General features: G+C 66.0%; 22 protein-coding genes. 10 read left to right on the forward strand and 12 right to left on the reverse strand.

What is annotated here, in order from left to right; genetic code table 11:
- Position 1: 1 nt before the first annotated feature.
- Positions 2 to 769 carry a hypothetical protein gene (locus NUV79_RS25245; RefSeq protein ID WP_308218152.1) on the forward strand — a complete coding sequence of 256 codons (768 nt, stop codon included), beginning with the start codon at positions 2 to 4 and terminating at the stop codon, positions 767 to 769.
- A 6-nt stretch (positions 770 to 775) separates the two neighbouring features.
- On the opposite strand, the gene NUV79_RS02890 is transcribed toward NUV79_RS25245, so the two are convergent.
- The 4 genes from NUV79_RS02890 to NUV79_RS02905 all read right to left on the reverse strand — a co-directional run bounded on the left by NUV79_RS02890 (position 776) and on the right by NUV79_RS02905 (position 5,529).
- A complete protein-coding gene (locus NUV79_RS02890; RefSeq protein WP_257731585.1) occupies positions 776 to 1,666 on the reverse strand; it encodes an alpha/beta fold hydrolase in 891 nt (296 codons plus the stop codon).
- Between the two features lie 71 nt (positions 1,667 to 1,737).
- A complete protein-coding gene (locus NUV79_RS02895; protein ID WP_257731586.1) occupies positions 1,738 to 2,163 on the reverse strand; it encodes a MarR family winged helix-turn-helix transcriptional regulator in 426 nt (141 codons plus the stop codon).
- Positions 2,164 to 2,208: 45 nt separating this feature from the next.
- A complete protein-coding gene (locus NUV79_RS02900) occupies positions 2,209 to 3,363 on the reverse strand; it encodes an amidohydrolase (RefSeq protein ID WP_257731587.1) in 1,155 nt (384 codons plus the stop codon).
- Between the two features lie 90 nt (positions 3,364 to 3,453).
- Positions 3,454 to 5,529, reverse strand: coding sequence for a lytic transglycosylase domain-containing protein (locus tag NUV79_RS02905; protein ID WP_257731588.1), 2,076 nt, complete (start codon positions 5,527 to 5,529; stop codon positions 3,454 to 3,456).
- Positions 5,530 to 5,697: 168 nt separating this feature from the next.
- Between NUV79_RS02905 and dapA the strand changes: the two genes are divergently transcribed.
- Entirely contained in the window at positions 5,698 to 6,591 is an 894-nt protein-coding gene (gene dapA, locus NUV79_RS02910; protein WP_257731589.1) for a 4-hydroxy-tetrahydrodipicolinate synthase, read from the forward strand.
- Between the two features lie 163 nt (positions 6,592 to 6,754).
- Positions 6,755 to 7,228, forward strand: coding sequence for an SsrA-binding protein SmpB (gene smpB / locus NUV79_RS02915; protein ID WP_257731590.1), 474 nt, complete (start codon positions 6,755 to 6,757; stop codon positions 7,226 to 7,228).
- A 10-nt stretch (positions 7,229 to 7,238) separates the two neighbouring features.
- On the opposite strand, the gene NUV79_RS02920 is transcribed toward smpB, so the two are convergent.
- The 5 genes from NUV79_RS02920 to lepB all read right to left on the reverse strand — a co-directional run bounded on the left by NUV79_RS02920 (position 7,239) and on the right by lepB (position 10,976).
- Positions 7,239 to 7,868 carry a LabA-like NYN domain-containing protein gene (locus NUV79_RS02920; RefSeq protein ID WP_257731591.1) on the reverse strand — a complete coding sequence of 210 codons (630 nt, stop codon included), beginning with the start codon at positions 7,866 to 7,868 and terminating at the stop codon, positions 7,239 to 7,241.
- A gap of 139 nt (positions 7,869 to 8,007) precedes the next feature.
- Positions 8,008 to 8,553, reverse strand: a complete 546-nt coding sequence (locus NUV79_RS02925; protein ID WP_308218153.1) for a sugar O-acetyltransferase — start codon at positions 8,551 to 8,553, stop codon at positions 8,008 to 8,010.
- A 17-nt stretch (positions 8,554 to 8,570) separates the two neighbouring features.
- Positions 8,571 to 9,488, reverse strand: a complete 918-nt coding sequence (era, locus tag NUV79_RS02930; RefSeq protein ID WP_257731593.1) for a GTPase Era — start codon at positions 9,486 to 9,488, stop codon at positions 8,571 to 8,573.
- Entirely contained in the window at positions 9,481 to 10,203 is a 723-nt protein-coding gene (gene rnc, locus NUV79_RS02935) for a ribonuclease III (protein WP_257731973.1), read from the reverse strand. The genes era and rnc overlap by 8 nt, the downstream gene beginning before the upstream one ends.
- 5 nt (positions 10,204 to 10,208) lie before the next feature.
- A complete protein-coding gene (lepB, locus tag NUV79_RS02940; protein WP_257731594.1) occupies positions 10,209 to 10,976 on the reverse strand; it encodes a signal peptidase I in 768 nt (255 codons plus the stop codon).
- A gap of 230 nt (positions 10,977 to 11,206) precedes the next feature.
- On the opposite strand from lepB, the gene aqpZ reads away from it, so the two are divergent.
- Positions 11,207 to 11,920: an aquaporin Z gene (gene aqpZ / locus NUV79_RS02945; RefSeq protein ID WP_257731595.1), complete on the forward strand. Its 714-nt coding sequence runs from the start codon at positions 11,207 to 11,209 to the stop codon at positions 11,918 to 11,920.
- Positions 11,921 to 12,024: 104 nt separating this feature from the next.
- On the opposite strand, the gene acpS is transcribed toward aqpZ, so the two are convergent.
- The gene (gene acpS / locus NUV79_RS02950; protein ID WP_257731596.1) at positions 12,025 to 12,426 is read right to left on the reverse strand and encodes a holo-ACP synthase; all 402 of its coding nucleotides are present in this window, start codon (positions 12,424 to 12,426) and stop codon (positions 12,025 to 12,027) included.
- A gap of 70 nt (positions 12,427 to 12,496) precedes the next feature.
- Complete coding sequence (locus NUV79_RS02955) at positions 12,497 to 13,249, reverse strand: pyridoxine 5'-phosphate synthase (protein WP_257731597.1); 753 nt, start codon at positions 13,247 to 13,249, stop codon at positions 12,497 to 12,499.
- A gap of 213 nt (positions 13,250 to 13,462) precedes the next feature.
- Here NUV79_RS02955 and NUV79_RS02960 point away from each other — a divergent pair, with 213 nt between their 5' ends.
- The 3 genes from NUV79_RS02960 (at position 13,463) to NUV79_RS02970 (ending at position 18,041) form a co-directional block, all read left to right on the forward strand.
- Positions 13,463 to 15,175 carry an ATP-binding protein gene (locus tag NUV79_RS02960; protein WP_257731598.1) on the forward strand — a complete coding sequence of 571 codons (1,713 nt, stop codon included), beginning with the start codon at positions 13,463 to 13,465 and terminating at the stop codon, positions 15,173 to 15,175.
- 104 nt (positions 15,176 to 15,279) lie between these two features.
- Positions 15,280 to 15,669: a DNA-directed RNA polymerase subunit omega gene (gene rpoZ / locus NUV79_RS02965; protein WP_257731599.1), complete on the forward strand. Its 390-nt coding sequence runs from the start codon at positions 15,280 to 15,282 to the stop codon at positions 15,667 to 15,669.
- A 161-nt stretch (positions 15,670 to 15,830) separates the two neighbouring features.
- On the forward strand, positions 15,831 to 18,041 hold the full coding sequence (locus NUV79_RS02970; protein ID WP_257731974.1) for a RelA/SpoT family protein: 2,211 nt from the start codon (positions 15,831 to 15,833) through the stop codon (positions 18,039 to 18,041).
- A gap of 52 nt (positions 18,042 to 18,093) precedes the next feature.
- Here the strand turns inward: NUV79_RS02970 and NUV79_RS02975 are convergent, their stop codons facing one another.
- Positions 18,094 to 18,933, reverse strand: coding sequence for a LysR family transcriptional regulator (locus NUV79_RS02975; protein WP_257731600.1), 840 nt, complete (start codon positions 18,931 to 18,933; stop codon positions 18,094 to 18,096).
- A gap of 112 nt (positions 18,934 to 19,045) precedes the next feature.
- On the opposite strand from NUV79_RS02975, the gene NUV79_RS02980 reads away from it, so the two are divergent.
- The 3 genes from NUV79_RS02980 (at position 19,046) to parC (ending at position 22,606) form a co-directional block, all read left to right on the forward strand.
- Positions 19,046 to 19,429: a tautomerase family protein gene (locus tag NUV79_RS02980; RefSeq protein ID WP_257731601.1), complete on the forward strand. Its 384-nt coding sequence runs from the start codon at positions 19,046 to 19,048 to the stop codon at positions 19,427 to 19,429.
- A 46-nt stretch (positions 19,430 to 19,475) separates the two neighbouring features.
- Positions 19,476 to 20,237, forward strand: a complete 762-nt coding sequence (gene recO / locus NUV79_RS02985; protein ID WP_257731602.1) for a DNA repair protein RecO — start codon at positions 19,476 to 19,478, stop codon at positions 20,235 to 20,237.
- Between the two features lie 122 nt (positions 20,238 to 20,359).
- Positions 20,360 to 22,606 (forward strand): DNA topoisomerase IV subunit A, encoded by a 2,247-nt coding sequence (parC, locus tag NUV79_RS02990; protein WP_257731603.1) that lies wholly within the window; start codon positions 20,360 to 20,362, stop codon positions 22,604 to 22,606.
- Positions 22,607 to 22,610 lie beyond the last annotated feature (4 nt).

Here is a 22,610-nt window from a genome sequence, read left to right on the forward strand (position 1 = left end):
CATGCTCTATCTCGCCAGCCAGTTCGTCTGGTTCCTGCTTGCCGCCTTCGGTCTCGGCTTCGCCATGGGCTGGATCAGCCATGACGGCGGTAAGGCGCGGCTCTGGAGCGGTGCCTGGAGCGTGTTGGCTGCGCTCTGGGGCGTTGGTGCCGTCCTGACCTGGTTTCAGTTCCTGAACGGCGTGCCGGCAACCTGGGTCGAGACGGCGCTGCTGTTTACGACCGTCTACTGGGCGGGCTGCGTCTGCGCGGGCTTCCTCCGCAAACCGAAGACTTCGCAAATGGCCGCCGAGCCCGTGGCGACGCTACAGGCTGCGGTCGTTGCAAGCGCCGCGTCGGTCCTCCCGTCTGTGGCGACTGAGGCCCGATTGCCGCCTGTCGAAAACGAGGCGGAGTTGCCCGGCCAGCGTCCGGCCGGGCTCGTAGCCGCCCGCGACGACACGCCGGACGACCTCAAGCTGATCAAGGGCATCGGCCGTCAGAACGAGGGCCGGCTGCACGGTCTCGGCATCTGGCATTTCGAGCAGATCGCTGGTTGGGCGCCGGAGAATGTCGAATGGGTCGGCGGCTATCTCGCCTTTCCCGGACGCATCGAGCGCGAGGACTGGGTCAGTCAGGCCAAGCTTTTGGCGGCTGGAACCGAGACGGAGTTCGCCAGACGGGCCAAGGCCGGCGAGGTCGAAACCTCGCGCGACGACGGCACGGCGGGGCAGGGCAATGTCGCCGAGATCGTCGAGGACAAGATCGAGGACAAGCGCCCGAAATCCTGAAGCCGGTCAGCCGGCGCGGCGCTCCGCCCGCGCGACCAGCTTGGCGATCCGCCGGATCATGTCCTTGCTGCCGAGCAGCGGGGCATGACCCTGTCCGGGCGCGGTATGGGTTTCGCAATCGGGATGGCGTTCCGCCATCTCCTCCAGCGTCTTTTCCGCCAGCAGGTCGGAATTGGCGCCGCGGATCGCCAGCATCGGCACGGTCTTGAGCGCATCGAAATAGGTCCAGAGCACCGGCAACGGCGCTTCGAGATCGAGCTCCTCCAGCACCTTCATCAAGCGGACATCGTAGTCGGGCTTTAGAGCGCCGTCGCGGTCGGTCCAGGTGCGGCGCGCCATCATCTCCCATTCGGCGTCGCCGAGGATCGGGAACTGCTGGTCCGACAGGCGTTTCAGGATCTCGGCGCCTTCCTGGAAGCTGCGCGGCATCGGCAGCTTGCCGACATAGCCGCGGATGCGCAGCAGGCCGCGCGCGTCGATCACCGGGCCGACATCGTTGAAGACCACGCCGCGGATCATTGCGGGGCGCGCGGCCCCCAGCGCCATGGTCAAAAGGCCGCCGCGCGAGGTGCCGACGAAGATGGCCTGCTCGATGCCACCGGCGACGAGCACCTGGATGAGGTCGTCGAGCTCGACGCGGATATCGTAGTTCTTCCAGTTCTTGTCGTAATCGGACAGGCCCCGGCCGCGATAATCCAGCGCCAGCACGCGGCGCGGCTTGGCCTCGTCCTGAGACAAGGCAAGCGCTACTTCATGAAAATCGGCTGCGGTGCGGGCGAAGCCGGGCAGGCAGATCACCGGCAGCGCAGTCGCCGCGAGCGGGCCGTAATCGCGATAATGTAGCTTCAATCCGTCGCTGGCGCTGACGAAGCGGGAGGTGAAACCGGATTCGGGCATCAGGGGACTCAAAGGGTGCCGGGGGACGCACCTAACCATGGCATCGACGCCTGCGGAAGCCGGCTTTCGGCTCAGGAAGCGCCCCAGTGGCGTAGCTTGGCCAAGCAAAGGTTGAACTGGGTGAGTTCCTCCGGCGTCAACACCGACAGGAAATCGCGCTCCATTTCCTCGCCGAGGCTGTCGGCGGTCTCGCGGATGGCTTTGCCCTGCGCCGTGAGATGCAAGGCGACGCGCCGCGCATCGGTGCTTTCCAGCTCGCGTTGGACGAGGCCGGCATTGACCAGCTTACGCAGGTGCTTCGAGACCAGCGTTTGCTCGATGAAGGTCGCCTCCGACAGCCGCCGGGACGAGAGCCCCGGCTGGTCGCCGATGGCACGCAGCACCCGCAGCTCGCGGATATTGAGCCCGAACCGGTCCTTGTAGACCTGCGAGGCCTTCGCGATCGCGGTCTGGCTCAACTGGTCGAGCCGGAAGGTCAGGAATGGGTCGCGGGCCATCTTGCTCCCCTGCTCAGCGTTGCGTGCTCCGGATCGCGGCGGCGGTCATGCGTTGGCTCCGGTCTGGCGCTCGACGAGGCGGCACAGGATGCTGGCGCCGATGGGCAGCAGGCGGTCGTCGAAATCGAAGGTGGGATGGTGGCACATCGCGCCGGGCTGGCCGAGGAAGATATAGGCGCCCGGCCATTGCCGCAGCATCAGCGCGAAATCGTCGGAGAAGGGCAGGGGCTTCAGATCGGTCTGCACATTGGCTTCGCCGAGAACCTGCCCTGCCGCTGTGGCCGCAGCAGCAGCAGCGCGGGGATCGTTGAGACAGGGCGGGCAACTCGCCTTCTTCGTGCAGGTGATCGTGCAGTTCGACATCATCGCGAAGCCCCGGCAGGCGGCATCGAGCTTGTCGATGATGCGGGCCTCGGTCTCGGGATTGTAGGTGCGGATCGTGCCGCTGAGCTCGGCCGAATCCGGGATGATGTTCGAGGCGGTGCCGGCGACGAGCTTGCCGAGGCTGATCACGGCCGGCTGCATCGGATCGACATGGCGGCCGACGATGGAAGAGATCTCGATCGCAAGCCGCGCCGCGACCTGCAGCGGGTCGTCGGTTGTATGGGGCGCCGCGCCGTGGCCGCCCTTGCCCTTGATCGTGATCTCGAACACGGTCGTGCCGCTCAGCGTCGGGCCGGGCCGTACCGCGGCGGTGCCCTCCTCATAGAGCGGGATGGTGTGGAGCGCGTAGACCTCCGAGCAGGGGAAGCGCTCGAACAGCCCGTCCGCGATCATCCGCTCGGCGCCCTGACCGATCTCTTCGGCTGGCTGGAAGATCAGATGCACCTTGCCGCGCTTGGGCGGATTGGCGGCGAGATGGCGCGCCGCGGCGAGGAGCATCACGGTGTGGCCGTCATGGCCGCAGCCATGGAACTGGTTCTTCGTGGTCGAGCGGTAGTCGAGCCCGGCATCCTCCTCCATCGGCAGCGCGTCCATGTCGGCGCGCAGGCCGATGGTCGGCCCTTCAGCGGCGCCCTTGACGACTCCGACAAGCCCGGTGCCGCCAAGCCCGCGATGCACCTCGATGCCGAAGGAGGCGAGCGTCCTGGCGACGAAATCCGAGGTTCGGAATTCCTGGAAGGCGATTTCGGGATGGGCGTGAAGGTCGCGGCGCCAAGCCTCAAGCGTGGGCGCGAAATCGGCAATGTCCTGCAGCATCGAAATTCCTCCGCTGCCCGGCAGAGGTAATTGAAAGTTTCAAATATTGCAATCAGCAGGGAAGATCGTTGCTGGCGGGGCTGAGAACCCTCAGTCCCGCTTGCCGCCGCGCTTCAGGTCGTAATCGATCAGATAGGCCGTGCGCTGGTTCAGGCGCTCGCGATAGACCTGCAGGTTCTCCATCACGCGCTGGACGTAATTGCGGGTCTCGGAGAACGGGATGCGTTCGACCCAGTCGACGGCGTCGACTTCCGGATCGCGCGGGTCGCCATAAGCCGCGATCCATTTCTTCACATTGGGCGAGCCGGCATTATAGGCCGCGAAGGTCAGGATATAGGAGCCGCGCCACTCCTTCAGCAGGTCGTTGAGATGGGCCGCGCCCATCCGCGCCGCGTAGAGCGGGTCTTTCCCGAGCTTGTCCCAGTCGAAGGGCAGGCTCGCGCGCCGCGCCGTCTCGCGGGCCGTCGCCGGCATCATCTGCATCAGCCCACGCGCGCCGGCATGCGACATTGCTGTCGGGTCGAAGGCGCTCTCCTGCCTCGCGATGGCATGGACGATGGCGCGCTCCATCGGGTCGCCGAGCACGTCGAATTCCGGGATGCCGTTGACCGGATAGGCCGTCATGTCGAGCGGGAAGCCGCGTTGCAGCGCCGCCTTGCCGATGCCGACCTGCGCGCGCGCATCGGTCTCGCGCCGGGCGATGGCGGCGATTGCCTCGAGCGCCTCGGTCGTATGCAGGCGCTGCGCCAGATCGTTCAGCATCAACGTGGCGAGGTCGCGCTCGCCGATGCGGTAGAGCAGGCGCACGGCGCGGTGGCCCGGCAGCGTCTCGAGCCCGGCGGCGACCGTGCGCCGCAGCGGCAGATCCGGGAAGCCGAGCTTCGCCCGCGCCAGTTGCCCGTAATAGGCGATCGGCTGTTCCGCCGCCTTGCCGAAGGCGGCCCTGGCCTCCTCGGCCTTGCCGAGCTCCTCATAGGCGCGGCCCTGCCAATAGGCGGCGCGCGCGACCGAGATCGGCGTCTCGGCGATGCCAGCCGCCGCGTCAAAGTGCTTGAGCGCGACATCCGGCTTCCTGAGGAAGCGTAGTGCGACGAAGCCGGCATGCCATTCGGCCTCGATCCGCTCGGCCGCATCCTCGGCGCCATGGCCGGACGAGACCTCGTAGGCCTTCTGCGGCTGGCCGGCATCGAGGAGCTTACGGGCAATGATGCGCCGCTCCTCCCACCAGCCATCGCCGTCGCCAAGCAAGGCGGGATCGCGCGGGATCGCGGTCAGCGCCTTCACGGCATCGTCAAGCTTGTCGCTGCGGCGCGCCTGCTGGGCTTGCAGGAAGGCGAAGGAGACATCGCCGCGCACCGAGGCCGGCACGGCCGTGATCAGCTTCTCGGAGATCGGCCGGCGCGCCTTGGCGCTCGCAAGCCGTGCCTTGGCCAGCACGACATAATCGGCCGAGACGCGCGCGGCATTGCGCAGGGCGGCCTCGCCATTCTCGCGGAACAGGAAGCGCTCGGCCCGGAGGCGATGATCGTCCTTGCTCAGCACCGTCTCGAAGGCGCCGAACGCGATCTTTTCGAGCGCCTGCCCGAACGGGTCCTTGCGCCAGCTCTGGCGGATGAGGGCGTTGGCCTGCTCGGCCTTGCCTTCCTCCTTGAGCGCGATCGCCAGCGCGATCCGCCCGGCCGGCGAGACCGGCTGCTGGCCATGGAAGAAGGCGCGGACGATCGCGGGGCTCTTCTTCTCGGCGATCAGCGCCTCTTCGGCGCGGCGTCGAAAACGGGTCGTGGCCGGATAGTTCGGGTGCTCGCGCAGGAAGGCGTCGATGCGCAGGAAGGAAACGGTGCCGGCATTGGCGTGGATCGCCACCCATTCGAGCAGCGAGCGCGCGGAGCGATCGTCGATCCGCGCCGCGAGATCGTCGCCCTCCGTGAGCGCGCCGCGGCGATAGGCGGCGACGGCCGCCTTCACGGCCTCGACATTGACGGTGTCTTCACCCCGCAGCGCATTGGCGGGGTAGGGCAGCGCGCCCGTGGCCTCGACATCGCCGAGCATGGCGAGCTTGCGCTGGGTTGCGAGCATGCCGTCATCACCTGCCCGCGTCGATGACGCAGACAGCAGGACGGGCAGCAGCAGGCAGATCAGTCTCCTCGCGGCGGCAGGCGAGGCCATGGCGCGGCTCCTGGCTCGTGCGGACATCTGTCGATGGTCGGGGAAGGCCGTTTATGAAGGCTTAACTATGAGGCCACGCATTTTCATGACTTGCCGGCTTTGCCTTGGCGAGACGACGGTTTATGTGTGGCGGCCCCGTAACCCGCGTTTTCGTCCCAGGATCGTCCCATGACCAAGCACATTGCCTTCACCGGCTCGATGCCCGCTCTGGTCACGCCGTTCAAATCCGGCAAGGTCGACGAGCAGGCGCTGCGCGCGCTGGTCGATTGGCAGATCGAGAATGGCTCGACCGGGCTCGTGCCCGTCGGCACCACCGGCGAGAGCCCGACGCTGTCGCATGACGAGCATAAGCGCGTCGTCGAGATCGTCATCGACCAGAACAAGGGCCGCGTCCCGGTCATTGCCGGCGCCGGCTCGAACAACACGATCGAGGCAGTCGATCTCGCCGTCCATGCCGAGAAGGCCGGCGCCGATGCCGTGCTCGTGGTCACGCCCTATTACAACAAGCCGACCCAGGAAGGCATGTACCAGCACTTCAAGGCGGTGAACGATGCGATCGGCATTCCGATCATCATCTACAACATCCCGCCGCGCTCCGTGGTGGACATGTCGGTCGAGACGATGGCGCGGCTCTACGAGCTCAAGAACATCGCCGGCGTGAAGGATGCGACCGCCAATCTCGCGCGCGTCTCGCAGCAGCGCCATGCCATGGGGCCGGACTTCATCCAGCTCTCGGGCGAGGACATGACCGCGCTCGCCTATATGGCGGCCGGCGGTCATGGCTGCATTTCGGTCGTCGCCAACGTCGCGCCGCGCCTCTGCGCCGACCTGATGGAGGCCGTCCAGAAGGGTGATTATGCCGGCGCGCTGAAGGTGCAGGACCGGCTGGTGCCGCTCCATGACGCGATCTTCAAGGAGCCCGGCCTCGCCGGCGCCAAGCACGGTTTGACGCTGCTCGGCCGCATCGAGGAGGAGGTCCGTCTGCCGCTGATGCCGGTGACCCCGGCGACGGGCAAGGTGATCCGCGAGGCCATGGTTTTCGCCGGGCTGTTGAATGCCTAAGTAAGAGTGGTGACCGCGCCGCCAGGCGCGATCATTCGCTTGCCGATCGCGGTGAGCGGAAACATGATGAGGTCAGCCTTTTCAGAGGCTTGGGCGCCGATTCCGAATCGGTTTCTCGAGCTTTTGCAGCGTCGGCCATACAAGATGGATTCAGCGGAACCGCATGAAGAAACCTGATCCGGAGCGCTATCGCCTGGCAGCGGATAACCGCAAGGCGCGCTTCAATTACGAGATCAAGGAAACCGTGGAGGCGGGCATCGCCTTGCAGGGGACCGAGATCAAGTCGCTGCGCGGCGGCAAGGCGACGATCGGAGAGAGCTATGCCGGCCCGATGGGGACGGAACTCTTTCTGTTCAACGCCTATATTCCGGAATATCTGGAGGCGAACCGCTTCAATCACGAGGTTCGCCGGCCGCGGAAGCTCCTGCTTCACAGGCGTGAGATCAACAAGCTGATGGGCGCGGTCCAGCGCGAGGGCATGGCCCTCATACCGCTCAAGGTCTACTTCAACGACAGGGGCAGGGCAAAGGTCGAGCTCGGCCTCGGCAAGGGCAAGAAGCTCCACGACAAGCGCGAGACCGAGAAAGAGCGCGACTGGAACCGCGACAAGCAGCGCCTGCTTAAGACGGGCGGGTAGGGCTGCAGGCCTACCCCTCGGCGGGCTCGTCGCCCTGGCGGATGCCGTAGCGCCGTTCCAGCGACGGGTTGCCGGGCGCGGCTGGTGCGCCCATGCCACTGCGGCTGGCGCGCTCGGCTGGGTCGCGGCCGATCTTCTGCATGAGCTGGGCGAGATCGACGAACTCGTCGCATTGGCGGCGCAGCTCGTCCGAGACCATCGGCGGGTTGGTCGAGATCGTCGAGACCACCGAGACCTTGACGCCCTTGCGCTGCACCGCCTCGACCAGCGGCCGGAAATCGCCGTCACCCGAGAACAGGTAGATCTGGTCGAGATGCGGCGCGAGTTCGAGCATCTCGATCGCCAGCTCGATATCCATGTTGCCCTTGATACGGCGCCGGCCGGTGGCGTCGGTGAACTCCTTCGCCGCCTTGGTGATGACGCGGTAGCCGTTGTAGTCGAGCCAATCGACCAGCGGCCGGATAGAGGAGTACTCCTCGCTTTCCACCAATGTGGTGAAATAGAAGGCGCGGATCAGGTTGCCCCGCCCCTGAAACTCGCGCAGCAGGCGCCGGTAGTCCATGTCGAAGCCGAGTTGCTTCGAAGTGGCGTAGAGATTGGCGCCATCTATGAACAGCGCGATGCGCGGTACGGCGCTCATGGCAATCACTCCTGCTGAAATATCTTAAGGCATCAAAATGGAAACAAAACGCGTTCTAACAATGTCGTTTCGCGACTGAAATTTGACAAGTTACAAGGGTGGGCCGTGGCACACTGACGCAGCTCAATTTTCCGTTACGTCAGGGCCGCAGGCGCGCCGGGTTGCCGACGGCCGTAGCGCCGGCAGGCACGTCGCGCGTGACCACGCTGCCCGCGCCGATAATGGCATCGTCGCCAATGGTAACGCCCGGCAGGATGATCGCGCCGCCGCCGATCCAGACATTGCGGCCGATCGCGACCGGGCGTCCGAATTCCAGCATCTGCCGGCGTTGCTCGGGATCGCGCGGATGATCCGCCGTCAGAATCTGGACCCCCGGGCCGATCTGCGTGCCATCGCCGATCGTCACCGCGACGACGTCGAGGATGATGCAATTGAAGTTCAGGAAGACGCCGTCGCCGAGGCTGATGTTGTAGCCGTAGTCGCAATGGAAGGGCGGGCGGATGAGGACATCACGCCCGACATGGCCGAAGGCCTCCTGCATGAGCGGCAGCCGCGCTTCCGGTGCCACGCCGGTCGCGTTGAAGCGCTCCATCCAGGCGCTGATGCGGCGGTTGTCGGCGATGAGCTCCGGGCTGTCGGCGCGATAGAGCTCGCCGGCCAGCATCTTGTCCTTCTCGCTTCGCATCACGTTCGCTGCGTTGCTCAGCCTTTGCCCTTGGGGAACTCCAGCCCCATCTCGCGATAGCGCTCCGGATCGTCGCTCCAGTTCTCGCGCACCTTCACGAACAGGAAGAGGTGGACCTTGGCCTCGGCGGCCTCCGCGATCTCGACGCGCGCCTTCTGGCCGATCGCCTTGATCGTCTGGCCGCCTTCGCCGAGCACGATCTTCCGCTGGCCCTCGCGCTCGACATAGATCGTCTGCTCGATGCGCACCGAGCCGTCCGGCTTCTGCTGCCAGCTCTCGGTCTCGACCGTGGAGCGGTAGGGCAGTTCGTCATGCAGCCGCTCGAACATCTTCTCGCGCGTGATCTCGGCGGCGAGGAAGCGCAAGGGCGCGTCGGAGATCTGATCCTCCGGATAGAGCCAGGGGCCGAGCGGCAGACGCTTCTCAAGCCAGGCCAGGATGTCCTTGACGCCGTAGCCGGTCAGCGCCGCCACCATGAAGGTCGTCTCGAAGCTGCCGCGCTCGTTCACCTTGGCGGTGATTTCGAGCAGCTTCTCCTTCGGCACGGTGTCGATCTTGTTGAGGATCAGGAATTTCGGCTGCTTCAGCTCGGCGAGCTTCTCGAACAGCGCCGTATTCTCTTCATGGTCGAAGCGCGCGACATCGACGAGAACGCCGATCAGATCGGCATCGGTGGCGCCGCCCCAGGCGCTCGTCACCATCGCCCGGTCGAGCCGGCGCTTGGGCGCGAAGATGCCGGGCGTGTCGACGAAGATGATCTGCGCCGTGCCGGAGAGCGCGATTCCGCGCACCTGCGTGCGCGTCGTCTGCACCTTGCGCGAGACGATCGAAATCTTGGCGCCGACGAGCTGGTTCAGCAGCGTCGACTTGCCGGCATTCGGCGCGCCGATCAGCGCGACGAAGCCGCAGCGCGTGGCTTGATCGGATTCAGACATTATCGCCTTCCGGGTTGTCGTTCCACAGGCCTTCGCGCCTCAGGAACGTTTCGGCCGCGGCCTGCTCGGCCAGCCGCTTGGAGGGGCCGCGCGCCTCGGCGTCGGCGAGCCCGATGATCTTGGCGGCGACGACGAAGACCGGCGCGTGGTCGGGGCCGGAGCGGCCGCGCTCGCTATAGGTCGGCGTCTGGTAGCCCTTGCCTTGCGCCCATTCCTGCAGCGCGGTCTTGGCGTCGCGCAAGGGCCGGACCGGCTTCAGCATGCGCTCGCCGAAGGCGCGCTCGACCAGCGCCCGCGCCGCCTCGTAGCCGCCGTCGATGAACACCGCGCCGATGATCGCCTCGCAGGCATCGGCCAGAATCGCCTTGTTCTTGCGGGCGCCGCCGAGGATTTCGCCTTCGCCGAGCCGCATGAACTGGCCGAGATTCCATCCGAGAGCCACCTCGGCGCAGGTCTCCTTGCGGACGAGATCGGCGAGCCGGCGCGAGAGATTGCCTTCCTCCGACTGCGGAAACTGCCGGAACAGCAACTCGGCGACCGAAAGGCCGAGCACGCGGTCCCCGAGGAACTCGAGGCGCTGGTAGCTGGCGAGGCGAGATTCCTCGGCGCTCATATGGGTCAGCGCCGTGGCAAGCAGGCTCTTGTCCGCGAAGCGATGCCCGAGCGCGGCTTCGAGCCGCGCGGTGTCCGGGGCCTTGCGCCCGCCGTCGCCCACCTTGCTCACTTGATGGTGCTGAACAGACGGTTCCAGCGAACCGTGTAGGGCCATTCCCATATCTTCCAGGCCGAGGCGCCATCCTCGATCGAGAAGAAGATGATCTCGGCGCGGCCGACGAAATTCTCGAACGGCACGGGGCCGACGCTGCGGTCGCGCGAGTCGAGCGAGTTGTCGCGGTTGTCGCCCATCATGAAGAAATGGCCGGGCGGAACGATGAAGACCTGGGTGTTGTCGAAAGTGCCGGTATCGCCCTCGCGCTCGATGATCTGGTGGCTGACGCCATTGGGCAGCGTCTCGCGATACTGGATCGTGGGCACGCTACGGCCCCAGTTGTCGGCGGTCACGTAATCGGCGATGCGCTCGCGCTTCACCGGCTGGTTGTTGATGTGCAGGATGCCGTCGATCATCTGGATGCGGTCGCCCGGCAGGCCGATGACACGCTTGATGTAGTCGGTCGAATTGTCGCTCGGCAGCTTGAACACGGCGATGTCGCCGCGCTTGGGCTCGGCTGCCCAGACCCTCCCTGAGAACAGCGGCGGGCTGAACGGGATCGAGTGCTTGGAGTAGCCGTAGGTGTATTTCGACACGAACAGGTAATCGCCGATCAGCAGCGTCGGGATCAGCGAGCCTGAGGGAATGTTGAAGGGCTGGAACAGCAGGGTGCGGATGACCAGCGCGATCAGCAGCGCCTGGACGACGACCTTGATCGTCTCGAGAATGCCACCTTCTTCCTTGGCCACCTTGCTTTTGCTGTCGACGTCGTTGGCCACGCGGGCGCTCCTGAGGCTGCGATCCAGCGCGCGGTCTAGCTGACTATCGCGCCTGCGACAACGCGCAAGAGCAGCGAGGGACAGGGCGCCAGTGGATGGCGAAAGGATGTCAAATGCAAATCCAGAGCGGGAAAATGGCAGGATTGGGGTAGTTTACGTCCGTGCTGCAGATTGACGGCCTTCATTTTCGTCAACAGCATCACAGTCGCGCGACACTGGGGGAATCACTCATGAGCACGAAGAAATTAGCCGCCGAAGCCATCGGCACGTTCTGGTTGACCTTTGCGGGTTGCGGCAGCGCGGTCATCGCCGCGGGATTTCCGAATGTCGGTATCGGGTTGCTCGGCGTGTCGCTGGCCTTCGGCCTGACGGTCGTGACGATGGCCTATGCTATCGGCCATATCTCGGGCTGCCATCTCAATCCGGCGGTGACGGTCGGCCTCGCGGCCGGCGGGCGCTTTCCGGCCGGGCAGGTCGTCCCCTATATCGTCGCGCAGGTGATCGGCGCGATCGTCGGGGCGGGCGTCCTCTATCTCATCGCGCGCGGCGCGCCGGGCTTCGATCTCGCCGGCGGCTTTGCCTCTAACGGCTATGCCGAGCATTCGCCCGGCAAATACAGCCTCGTCTCGGCCTTCCTGATGGAAGTCGTGATGACCATGATGTTCCTGTTCATCATCATGGGCTCGACCCATGGCAAAGCGCCAGCCGGCTTCGCGCCGTTGGCGATCGGCCTCGGTCTCGCCCTCATCCATCTCGTCAGCATCCCGGTGACGAACACCTCGGTGAACCCGGCCCGCAGCACCGGCCCGGCGCTCTTCGTCGGTGGCTGGGCTCTCCAGCAGCTCTGGCTGTTCTGGGTGGCTCCGCTGATCGGCGGCGTGCTCGGCGGCGTGATCTATCGCTGGTTGAGCGACGAGCCGGAAGGCCAGGTCACCGGACGCTGAGCCGATCGACCAGGTAGAAGCGTCTCGAAAGCCGCCGTCGTTCCGGCGCATCGCCAAGCGGTGCTCCGGAATGGCGGCGGTTTCTGCTTGAAGAGAGGGTCGGTTCAGGCGACCGGCCGCGCCTCGATCACCACGAAGGCTTGCGCCAAAGGCGGATCGTCCGTCAGCGAGACATGAACGAAGGCCTCATGGCCTGCTGGCGTCATGGCTTTCAAGCGCTCGGCCGCGCCGCCGGTGAGGCGCATGGTCGGGCGTCCACCCGGCAGGTTGACCACCTCCATGTCGCGCCAGAACACGCCATGGCTCATGCCGGTTCCCAGTGCCTTCGAGCAGGCCTCCTTGGCAGCGAAGCGGCGGGCGTAAGAAGCGGCGCGGGTCGCGCGGCGGTCCGATTTCACCCGCTCGCCTTCCGTGAAGACGCGATGCGTGAAGCGCTCGCCGAAGCGCCCGAGCGAGCGCTCGATCCGGCGGATGTCGCAGAGGTCGGAGCCGATGCCGAGGATCATCCCCGCGATGTAGCGCGCTTTGCGCCCGACAGGAACCGCCTTAGGGCAGGCAAGGCTGCTGACCGGGCGTTCAGCGTCCTGCGCGGCCTTCGTCCATCGCCTGCCGCATCCGGCGGATCGCCTCTTCGAGGCCGATGAAGATCGCTTCGCCGATCAGGAAATGGCCGATATTGAACTCGACGAAGGCCGGCACGCGGGCGAGCGTGCGCGCCGTGTCGTAGTCGAGCCCGTGCCCCGCATGGACCTCCAGCCCGAGCTTCGCGCCAAGCGCCGCGCCATTCGCCAGCCGCTGGAATTCCGCCTCGGCCTTCGCTGCATGACCATCAATGACGGCATGGCACCAGCTGCCGGTATGCAGCTCGATGACCGGCGCACCGAGCTTGGCCGACATCGCGATCGGGGCTTCGTCCGGCTCGATGAACAGCGAGACGCGGCAGCCGGCCGCCTTGAGCCGCGCGATGGCGGGCGTGAGATGGGCTTCCTGCCCGACGACATCGAGCCCACCCTCGGTGGTGCGCTCCTCGCGCTTTTCCGGCACGAGGCAGGCCGCGTGCGGCTTCAGCCGTTCCGCCAGAGCGATCATCTCTTCGGTTGCGCCCATTTCGAAATTGAGCGGCTTGGTCAGTTCGGCCGCGAGGCGCTCCATGTCGGCGTCGCGGATATGGCGCCGGTCCTCGCGCAGATGCGCCGTGATGCCGTCGGCACCAGCGGCGACGGCGAGATGGGCCGCACGCACCGGATCGGGCAGGGCACCGCCGCGCGCGTTTCGCACCGTGGCGACATGGTCGATATTGACGCCCAGGCGCAGCCGATCGGCCATCATGCATCCCCCTTGTTTCTTTGAGTCCTGCTTAGACGAAAGCGACGCACCGGCTCAATGCAGGGATTGTGATGCCGGGCTCACGAAATGTGATCGGTATGGCCGCGCGGGGAACCTTTACGAAACGATAAAGCGGAATGGCGGCTCGTTGTGAAGGTAATCGTAACCGACGCTCTGTAGAGTCGAGATACGTCATGGCAGAGTTCAGTTGATCTCATGCAACTTCCACTGAAGAACGCGGCCTTCCATACCGATGTCACGCCGGACAGGCGTGACGGCAACCAGCCGCCCGAGCGCGCGCTGGGTCGCGTCATTGCATGCGACGGCTCTCGCGCCACGATTCTCAGCGCGGTCTCGACCGGGAGCTGGCTGGCGGGAGACGCCTGGGCCATCGGCCGCATGGTCTCGATCAATCTGGGATCGAGCCGCATCGTCGCGCTGGTCTACAAGCTGCATGCCGTCGAACCCGCTTGGAGCGAGGCGGAGGAGAACCCGATCCAGGTCGAGGTCGAGTTCCTCGGCGAAGTGCTGGAAAGCCCTGAAGGCCGCACGCGTTTCCAGAGCGGCATCAGCACCTTTCCGCCGATCGGCGCGGTCGCCCATCGCATCCGCGCCGGCGACCTCGCGCTGGTCCATGACCTCGGTGACCGTTCCGGCGTCGAGATCGGCCATGTCACGCAGGATACCAGCATTCCCGCGACCGTCAGCATCCAGGACATGCTGTCGCGCCATTTCGCCCTGGTCGGGACCACTGGCGTCGGCAAGTCGAGCGCCGTTTCGTTGCTCTTGCGCCGCGCCGTCTCCGTGCGCCCGCGCCTGCGCGTGCTCATCCTCGATCCGCATAACGAGTATTCCAGCGCCTTTCCCGATCTCGCCCTCACCATCGACGGCGAGAGCCTCGATCTGCCCTTCTGGATGTTCAAGCAGGAGGAGTTCGCTGAGGTCGTGTTCCGGGGGCGGGCCGTTCTCGACGACGAGCCGGACATCCTGCGCGAGGTCGTGGCGGGCGCGCGGGCGCGCTACCGCATGCCCGCCAACGGGCAGGAACTGGCGCGCGATCTCGGTTCCAGCCTGCTGAAGCGTCCGCTCGATCTCGGCACTTCGCGTCCACCGGCCGAGGCGCCGCAGACGGGGGGCGTCGATGCGGCCACGCCCTATCGCCTCAAGGACGCCTTCGCCGTCATCGACGAGATGATCGGCCTGCACGAGCAGCGCTGGCCTCGTGCCGCTCTGCGCTCGCTCAAGGTGCGGCTGGAATCGCTGCATGCCGATCCGCGTTATCGCTTCATGTTCGGCCGGGCCAACATGTACGAGACCGTTGCGCCGATCCTGGCCCAGGTCTTCCGCATTCCGATGCATGGCCGTCCGATCACCGCCTTCCAGCTCGGCGGGTTGCCGGGTGAGGTCGTCAACGCGGTGGCCTCGGTGCTGTCGCGCCTGGCTTTCGACCTTGCTACCGCGAGCCAGGGTGCCTGCGAGATCCTCGTGCTCTGCGAGGAAGCGCATCGCTATGTGCCCTCCGACACCTCGCTCGGCTTCGTGCCGACGCGGCAGGCGCTCGCCCGTATCGCCAAGGAAGGCCGCAAATACGGGGCCTATCTTGGCATCGTGACGCAGCGCCCGGGCGAACTCGACCCGACGATCCTGTCGCAATGCTCGACCGTCTTCGCGATGCGGCTGGCCAACGAGCGCGACCAGCAGATCATCCGCTCGGCGATCTCGGACGCCTCCGCCAGCACGATCAATTTCCTGTCCTCGATCGGCAATCGTGAGGCGATTGCCTTCGGCGAGGGCGTCGCCACGACGATGCGGATGCGCTTCGCCGAGCTCAAGCCGCATGAATTGCCCGCGATGGGTGCGCGGGGTGGTGAGGGCGCGACCCGGCTGGAGCCGACGCTGGACGACATGGTGCGACGCATGCGCGCCTGAAGCGCCACGCAGCGGGGCGTGAATTTCTTGCATCGCGCTGGCTTTGCCTGTAAGGCCGTGCTCAATCCATTTCCCTGCATCGCTGAGATCGGAAGAAGCCGGCCATGGCTCGCGTTACCGTTGAAGACTGCATCGACAAGGTCGAGAACCGCTTCGAGCTGGTGCTGCTCGCCAGCCATCGCGCGCGGATGATCCAGTCGGGCTCGTCGATCCTCGTCCCCCGCGACAACGACAAGAACCCCGTCGTCGCGCTGCGCGAGATCGCCGACGAGAAGCTCAAGCCTGAGGATCTCAAGGAAGACCTGATCCACTCGCTGCAGAAGCATGTCGAGGTCGACGAGCCGGAGCAGGAGACCGTTCCGCTGCTCGCCAGCCCTACCAGCGCCGCGACCTCGGACAGCGAAGTCCAGTTTGACCGCATGAGCGAAGAAGACCTCCTGCGCGGCCTCGACGGCCTCGTGCCGCCGACCGAGAGCGCCGACGACGAGGACTGATTCCCGTCGCGTGAATCGATTGTTCACTGTTTCCAGTTAAAGCCCGGCAGTGCCGGGCTTTTTCATGCCCGCCACCCGGAAAACGCCTTGCTGCCGCCAATGCCTGTGCAAATAATAATGTGTTGCAATGATTGCAGGATGAGGTTGGGGCCCGCATGGGCATGATGCGGCAATATGAGCTCGTTGACCGGGTCAGGAGCTATAATCCGAATACCGACGAGGACCTGCTCAACCGGGCCTATGTCTATGCCATGCGTGCACACGGCACGCAGAAGCGCGCCTCCGGCGATCCTTTCTTCGCGCATCCGCTCGAAGTTGCGGCGATCCTGACCGATCTCAAGCTCGACGATGCCACCATCGTCGCCGCCGTCCTGCACGACACGGTCGAGGATACGGCTGCGACGCTGGAAGAGATCGAGAGCATGTTCGGGCCGGATATCCGCCGGCTCGTCGATGGTCTCACCAAGATCAAGAAGCTCGACCTCGTCTCGAAGAAGGCGGCGCAGGGCGAGAATTTCCGCAAGCTGCTGCTCGCCATCGCCGACGATATCCGCGTGCTGCTGGTAAAGCTCGCCGACCGCCTGCACAACATGCGAACCCTGCATTTCGTCCCGCCGGAGAAGCGCCTGCGCATCGCCGAGGAGACGATCGAGATCTATGCGCCGCTCGCCGGCCGCATGGGCATGCAGGAACTCCGCGAAGAGCTGGAGGAGCTCTCCTTCCGCCATATCAAGCCCGAGGCCCATGCCACCGTGACCAAGCGGCTGGAGGAGGTGACCGCGCGCGAGGGCAAGGTCATCGGCGAGATCGAGGAGGACCTGAAGGGCAAGCTCGCTGCCAGCGGCATCCAGGCCGAGGTCTTCGGGCGGCGCAAGCGCCCTTACTCGATCTGGAAGAAGATGGAGCGGAAATCCGTCTCGTTCGAGCAGCTCTCCGATATCTTCGGCTTCCGTGTGATCGTCGAGAGGCCGGAGGATTGCTACCGGGTGCTCGGCATCGTCCACATGACCTGGCCGATGGTGCCGGGCCGCTACAAGGACTACATCTCGACGCCGAAGCAGAACGACTACCGCTCGATCCATACGACCGTCGTCGGCCCCGGCCATAGTCGCGTCGAACTGCAGATTCGCACCGACAACATGGACCGCATCGCCGAATACGGCATCGCCGCCCACGCCCATTACAAGGATGGCCGCGCGGGCGAACCGATCGGTCTCGCTGACGAGAGCCGGGCCTATCAATGGCTGCGCCGCACCGTCGACCTTCTGGCCGAGGGCGACAGCCCGGAAGAGTTCCTCGAGCACACCAAGCTCGAGCTCTTCCACGATCAGGTCTTCTGCTTCACGCCGAAGGGGCGGCTCATCGCCCTGCCGCGCGGCGCGACGCCGATCGATTTCGCCTATGCCGTCCATACCGATGTCGGCAACAGTGCGGTCGGCGCCAAGATCAACGGCCGCATCGCGCCGCTCCTGACCGAATTGCAGAACGGCGACGAGGTCGAGATCACCCGCGCCGACGGGCAGGCGCCGCCCGCCGCCTGGGAATCGCTCGTCGTCACCGGCAAGGCTCGCGCCGCCATCCGCCGCGCCACGCGTGCCGCGGTGCGCCGCCAATATGCCGGCCTCGGCCGCCAGATCCTCGAACGCGCCTTCTCGCGCGCCGAGCGCGCCTTCTCCGATGACAAGCTCAAGGCCGCGCTGAAGCGCCTCGCCCGCAACACCGTCGACGACGTGCTCGCGGCGGTTGGACGTGGCGAGATGTATTCCGGCGACGTGGTCAAGGCGGTCTACCCGGATCTCGAGCCGGAGAAGCGTGGCTCGTCCGATGGAAAACCGGCCGCGGCCGCCAACGGCAAGGGCTGGTTCGAACTGCGCCAAGGCGAAAACCTCAAGTTCAAGCTGCCGGGCGAGGAGCCTGATACGGCGATCCCGATCCGTGGCCTCGGCGGCGACTTGCCGGTCCGTTTCGCGCCGCATGGCGGAGCGGTGCCGGGCGATCGCATCGTCGGCATCCTGACGCCGGGCGAGGGGGTGACGATCTACCCGATCCAGTCGCCGGCGCTCGCCGCCTTCGACAACGAGCCGGACCGCTGGCTCGATGTCCGCTGGGACCTCGACGACAAGGCGCCGCAGCGCTTCCCGGCGCGCATCGCCCTGAAATCGATCAACGAGCCCGGTTCGCTCGCCCAGATCACCACGACCATCGCGGAGCATGACGGCAACATCGATTCCGTCTCGATGAACCGGCCGAACCAGGACTTCACCGACGTCACCATCGACCTCACGGTCTGGGACCTGAAGCATCTCTCGGCCATCATCAGCGAACTGCGCGAGAAGCGGGTGATCAGCCGCGTCGAGCGGGTGGTCGGGTAGGGCGCGGTCTCCGATAGGATGCTCGGGCCAACCCGAGCATTCTCCGCAAGCCTTATCCCCGGAACGCCGCCGCCAGCTCGCGGACGAACGCGCCCGCGCGCGGCGTCGGGACATTGCTCCTGAGCACGACCTGCGATCCGCCGAGCGATGGCAGCCCCCATGCCGGCCCGACATCGACCGTGCCTGCCGGCGCGATCCGCGCCGCGAGCGGTGAGACGCCGAGCCCGACCTGCACGGCGGCCGCGACCGCCGCCATCCCGCCGCCGACGAAGGCTTCGCGCCAGGCGATGCCGGCGCGATCGAGTGTGTCCATGCTGTGCCGGCGCAAACGGCACTCGGCGACGAGACTGACCAGCGGCACGGGCACATCGGCCTGCCGCACGAGATCCGGCGCTGCGTACCAGCCGACCGCGTCGTCGCGCAGGACTTCCCCCGTCCGCCCCGCCGCAAGCCGGCGCACGATCACGACGTCGAGCTCGCCGCGCTCGAACGCCTCTTCCAGCATCCGCGACGGCTCGATCCTGAGATTGATGACGATCCCGGGGTCATGCGCTGTCAGCCGCGCCAGCACGGCGGGGACTTCGGCGCCGACAGCCTGTTCGCTGATGCCGACCGCGATATGCTCCGGCGTCACCGCGAAGGCTGCGAGCGCCTTGCCGTGGGCCGCCAGCAGGTCGCGGGCTGCCGGCAGGAAGCGCTCGCCCTCTGCCGTCAACCGAACGAGCCGGGGATGGCGCTGCAGCAGCAGGCGCCCGAGCCCCTCTTCCAGCCGCTTCACGCGCGTACTGACCAGCGATTGGGTCGTGCCGAGCGCCTCGGCGGCACGGGTGAAGCTTTTCAACTCGGCCGCGCGCAGGAAGGAGGCGACGGCGTCGATGTCGAGAGTGTTCATACATCATGATACCGTATCATTGATATCATCATGGATACGATTTTCAGATTAATGCGAACGATCTATGGTCTCCTTCGAAAGGCGCGGTTGCGCCTCGATACGGAGACAGACCATGCCCCTGATCAGGATTTCCATGCGCCGTGGCCGCCCGGCCTCCGAGCCTGCAGCCATCATCGACGGCGTCTACAAGGCGCTGCGCGAGACCTTCGAAGTGCCGGAGAAGGATCTCTTCGCCGTCGTCCACCAGCACGATGCCGACGAGTTCGTCTTTGACGCCAACTACTTCGGCTTCAACCGCAGCGACAGGCTGGTGATCATCCAGCTCACCGTCGCCAATACGCGCGGCGTCACACAGAAGAAGAACCTCTACGCCGCGATCGTCGAGAATCTCACGAAGGAGCCCGGCCTGAAGCCGGACGACATCTTCATCAACCTCGTCGAGGTCAAGCGCGAGGACTGGTCCTTCGGCGGCGGCATCGCACAATACGTGGCGTGAGGCGCGCAGTTCCCTCCTGGCTGCTCCTGCCCTAAATCCTGTCCTCATGGAATGGACCGACGAGGGCACGATCATTGGCCTCAAGGCTCATGGCGAAAGCGCCGTGATCCTGGAGGCGATGACGCGCGAGCACGGCCGCCATCTCGGCCTTGTCAGGGGCGGGCGCTCGTCCAAGGCGCAGGCCTCGCTCCAGCCCGGGAACAGCGTCTCGCTGACCTGGCGCGCCCGGCTCGACGAGCATCTCGGCGAATACAAGGTCGAACTGCTGACCTCCCATGCCGCGCGCCTGATCGCCGCGCCGGTCGCGCTCTATGGACTCGGCACGATCGCCGGCCTGCTGCGCTTGCTGCCGGAGCGCGATCCGCATCCCGGCCTTTATGAAGGCCTCTCCGTTCTCGTCGCCCATCTCGACGAGGCCGAGATGGCGCCAGCCCTGATCATCCGCTTCGAATTGGCCATGCTGACGGAACTGGGCTTTGGGCTCGACCTCGCGCGTTGCGCCGTCACTGATTCGCCCGATGATCTCAGCCATGTCTCGCCGAAATCCGGCAAGGCGGTCAGCCGGCGGGCAGCTCAGCCCTATCTCGACCGCCTGCTGAAGCTGCCTTCGTTCCTTGTCGAAGGGCAGGGCGGGCGGCGCCCGTCGCCGGCCGATATCCTCTCGGGCTTCGCCCTGACCGGCTTCTTCCTGCGCCGCCATATCTTCGATCCGCGCGGCCTGCGCGAGCCGCCGGAGCGGGCGCGACTGGTCGAAATGGCGACACGGGCCGCGGCGAATGCGCCGCCTGGCGAATCATCCACCGCCTAAGCGCGAAAAGGCGTCTCCTGCGTTTGCGCCGGGGTCTTCGTACCTGCATTGTTCTGGCGGGCTGATTCGCGACGTGCCATAGAGCAGGCGCGAATTCTTGACAGCACGAGGGCTGACGCAGCATGGGCAAACCGGTCGATCCGCCGCCGGAAGAAGAGGCCGAGCGCATCGACCTGAAATCAGCGCTCGAAGAGCGCTATCTCGCCTATGCGCTCTCCACCATCATGCACCGCGCCCTGCCGGATGCGCGCGACGGCCTGAAGCCGGTTCACCGCCGCATCCTGCACGCCATGCGGCTGCTCCGGCTCGACCCCGGCCAGGTCCACAAGAAATGCGCCCGCATCGTCGGTGACGTCATCGGCAAGTTCCACCCGCACGGTGACCAGTCGGTCTATGACGCGCTGGTGCGCCTCGCGCAGGATTTCGCCCAGCGCTATCCGCTCGTCGACGGGCAGGGCAATTTCGGCAATATCGACGGCGATAACGCCGCCGCCTACCGCTATACCGAAGCGCGCATGACCGAGGTCGCGCGCCTCCTCCTCGACGGCATCGACGAGGACGCGGTCGATTTCCGCGAGACCTATAATGGCGAGGACGAGGAGCCGGTCGTGCTCCCCGCCGCCTTCCCGAACCTTCTCGCCAACGGCTCGCAGGGCATCGCGGTCGGCATGGCGACCTCGATCCCGCCGCACAATGCCGCCGAGCTCTGCGACGCCGCGCTCTACCTGATCCAGCACCCGGAGACCTCCTCCGAGCAGCTCATGACCTTCGTGCCCGGCCCGGATTTCCCGACCGGCGGCATCATCGTCGAGAGCCGCGCCTCGATGGCGGAGACCTATCGCACCGGCCGCGGCGCCTTCCGCACCCGCGCGCGTTGGGTGAAGGAGGATCTCGAACGCGGCGCCTGGCAGGTCGTCGTCACCGAGATCCCCTACATGGTCTCGAAGGGCCGGCTGATCGAGAAGATCGCCGAGCTGCTCAACGACAAGAAGCTGCCGCTGGTCGCAGACCTGCGTGACGAGTCGGCCGAGGACATCCGCATCGTCATCGAGCCCCGCGCCCGCAATGTCGATCCCAACCTGATGATGGAATCGCTCTTCCGGCTCTCCGAGCTGGAAGCGCGCATCTCCATGAACATGAACGTGCTGACCGGCGGGCTGGTGCCGCGCGTGCTCGGCCTCGCCGAGGCGCTCCGCGCCTGGCTCGACCATCGCCGCGAGGTCCTGCAGCGACGTTCCCGCTTCCGCCTCGGCCAGATCGACAAGCGCCTCGAGATCCTGCGCGGCCTGCTGATCGTCTATCTCGACCTCGACCGGGTGATCAAAATCATCCGCGAGGAGGACGAGCCGAAGATCGAGCTGATGAAGGTCTTCGAACTCACCGAGATCCAGGCCAACGCGATCCTCGACACGCGCTTGCGGGCGCTCCGCAAGCTCGAGGAGATGCAGCTCAAGACCGAGCTCGACGAACTGACCAAGGAGAAGGAGCAGATCGAGACGCTGCTCGGCTCCGAGGCGACGCAGTGGAAGACGATCGCCTGGGATATCCGGCAGGTGAAGAAGACCTTCGGCCCGGAAACCGCGATCGGCAAGCGCCGCACCGATTTCGCCGATATGCCCGAGACTGCCGATATCGACCTGACCCAGGCCATGGTCGAGCGCGAGCCGATTACGGTGGTGATCTCGAAGAAGGGCTGGATCAGGGCGCTGAAGGGCCATGTCCAGGACAAGTCGAGCTTCTCGTTCAAGGGCGATGACGCGCTCCAGACGGCCTTCTTCACCGAGACCACGGCGAAGGTGCTGGTGCTGGCTTCGAACGGCAAGGTCTTCACGCTGGATGCGTCCAAGCTGCCCGGCGGGCGCGGCTTCGGCGATCCGATCCGCCTGATGATCGAGCTGGAGGAGACGGCCGAGATCGTCTCCGCCTTCCCCTACAAGCCGGGCACGAAACTGCTGATGGTGTCGAGCGAGGGCAGGGGCTTCGTGGCTCCCGCCGACGATGTCGTCGCCAACACGCGTAAGGGCCGGCAGGTGCTCAATGTCGACGGCACGCATGTCGCCGTGCTGGCCGTGCCGGCCGATGGCGACCATGTCGCGATCATCGGCGAGAACCGCAAGCTGCTCTGCTTCCCGATCTCGGAAGTGGCGGAGATGGGCCGCGGCAAGGGCGTGCGCCTGCAGCGCTACAAGGATGGGGGCCTCTCCGATGCCAGGACCTTCAACCTCGCTGACGGCCTGACCTGGCTCGACACGTCCGGCCGGACCTGGACGGTGACACAGGCCGATCTGCTGGAATGGCTCGGCCATCGCGCCGAGGCCGGCCGCCTGCCGCCCAAGGGCTTCCCGAAGAGCAACACCTTCGGCGGGTGATATT

This window comes from Allobosea sp. 47.2.35 (assembly GCF_024655635.1).
GTDB lineage: Bacteria > Pseudomonadota > Alphaproteobacteria > Rhizobiales > Beijerinckiaceae > Allobosea.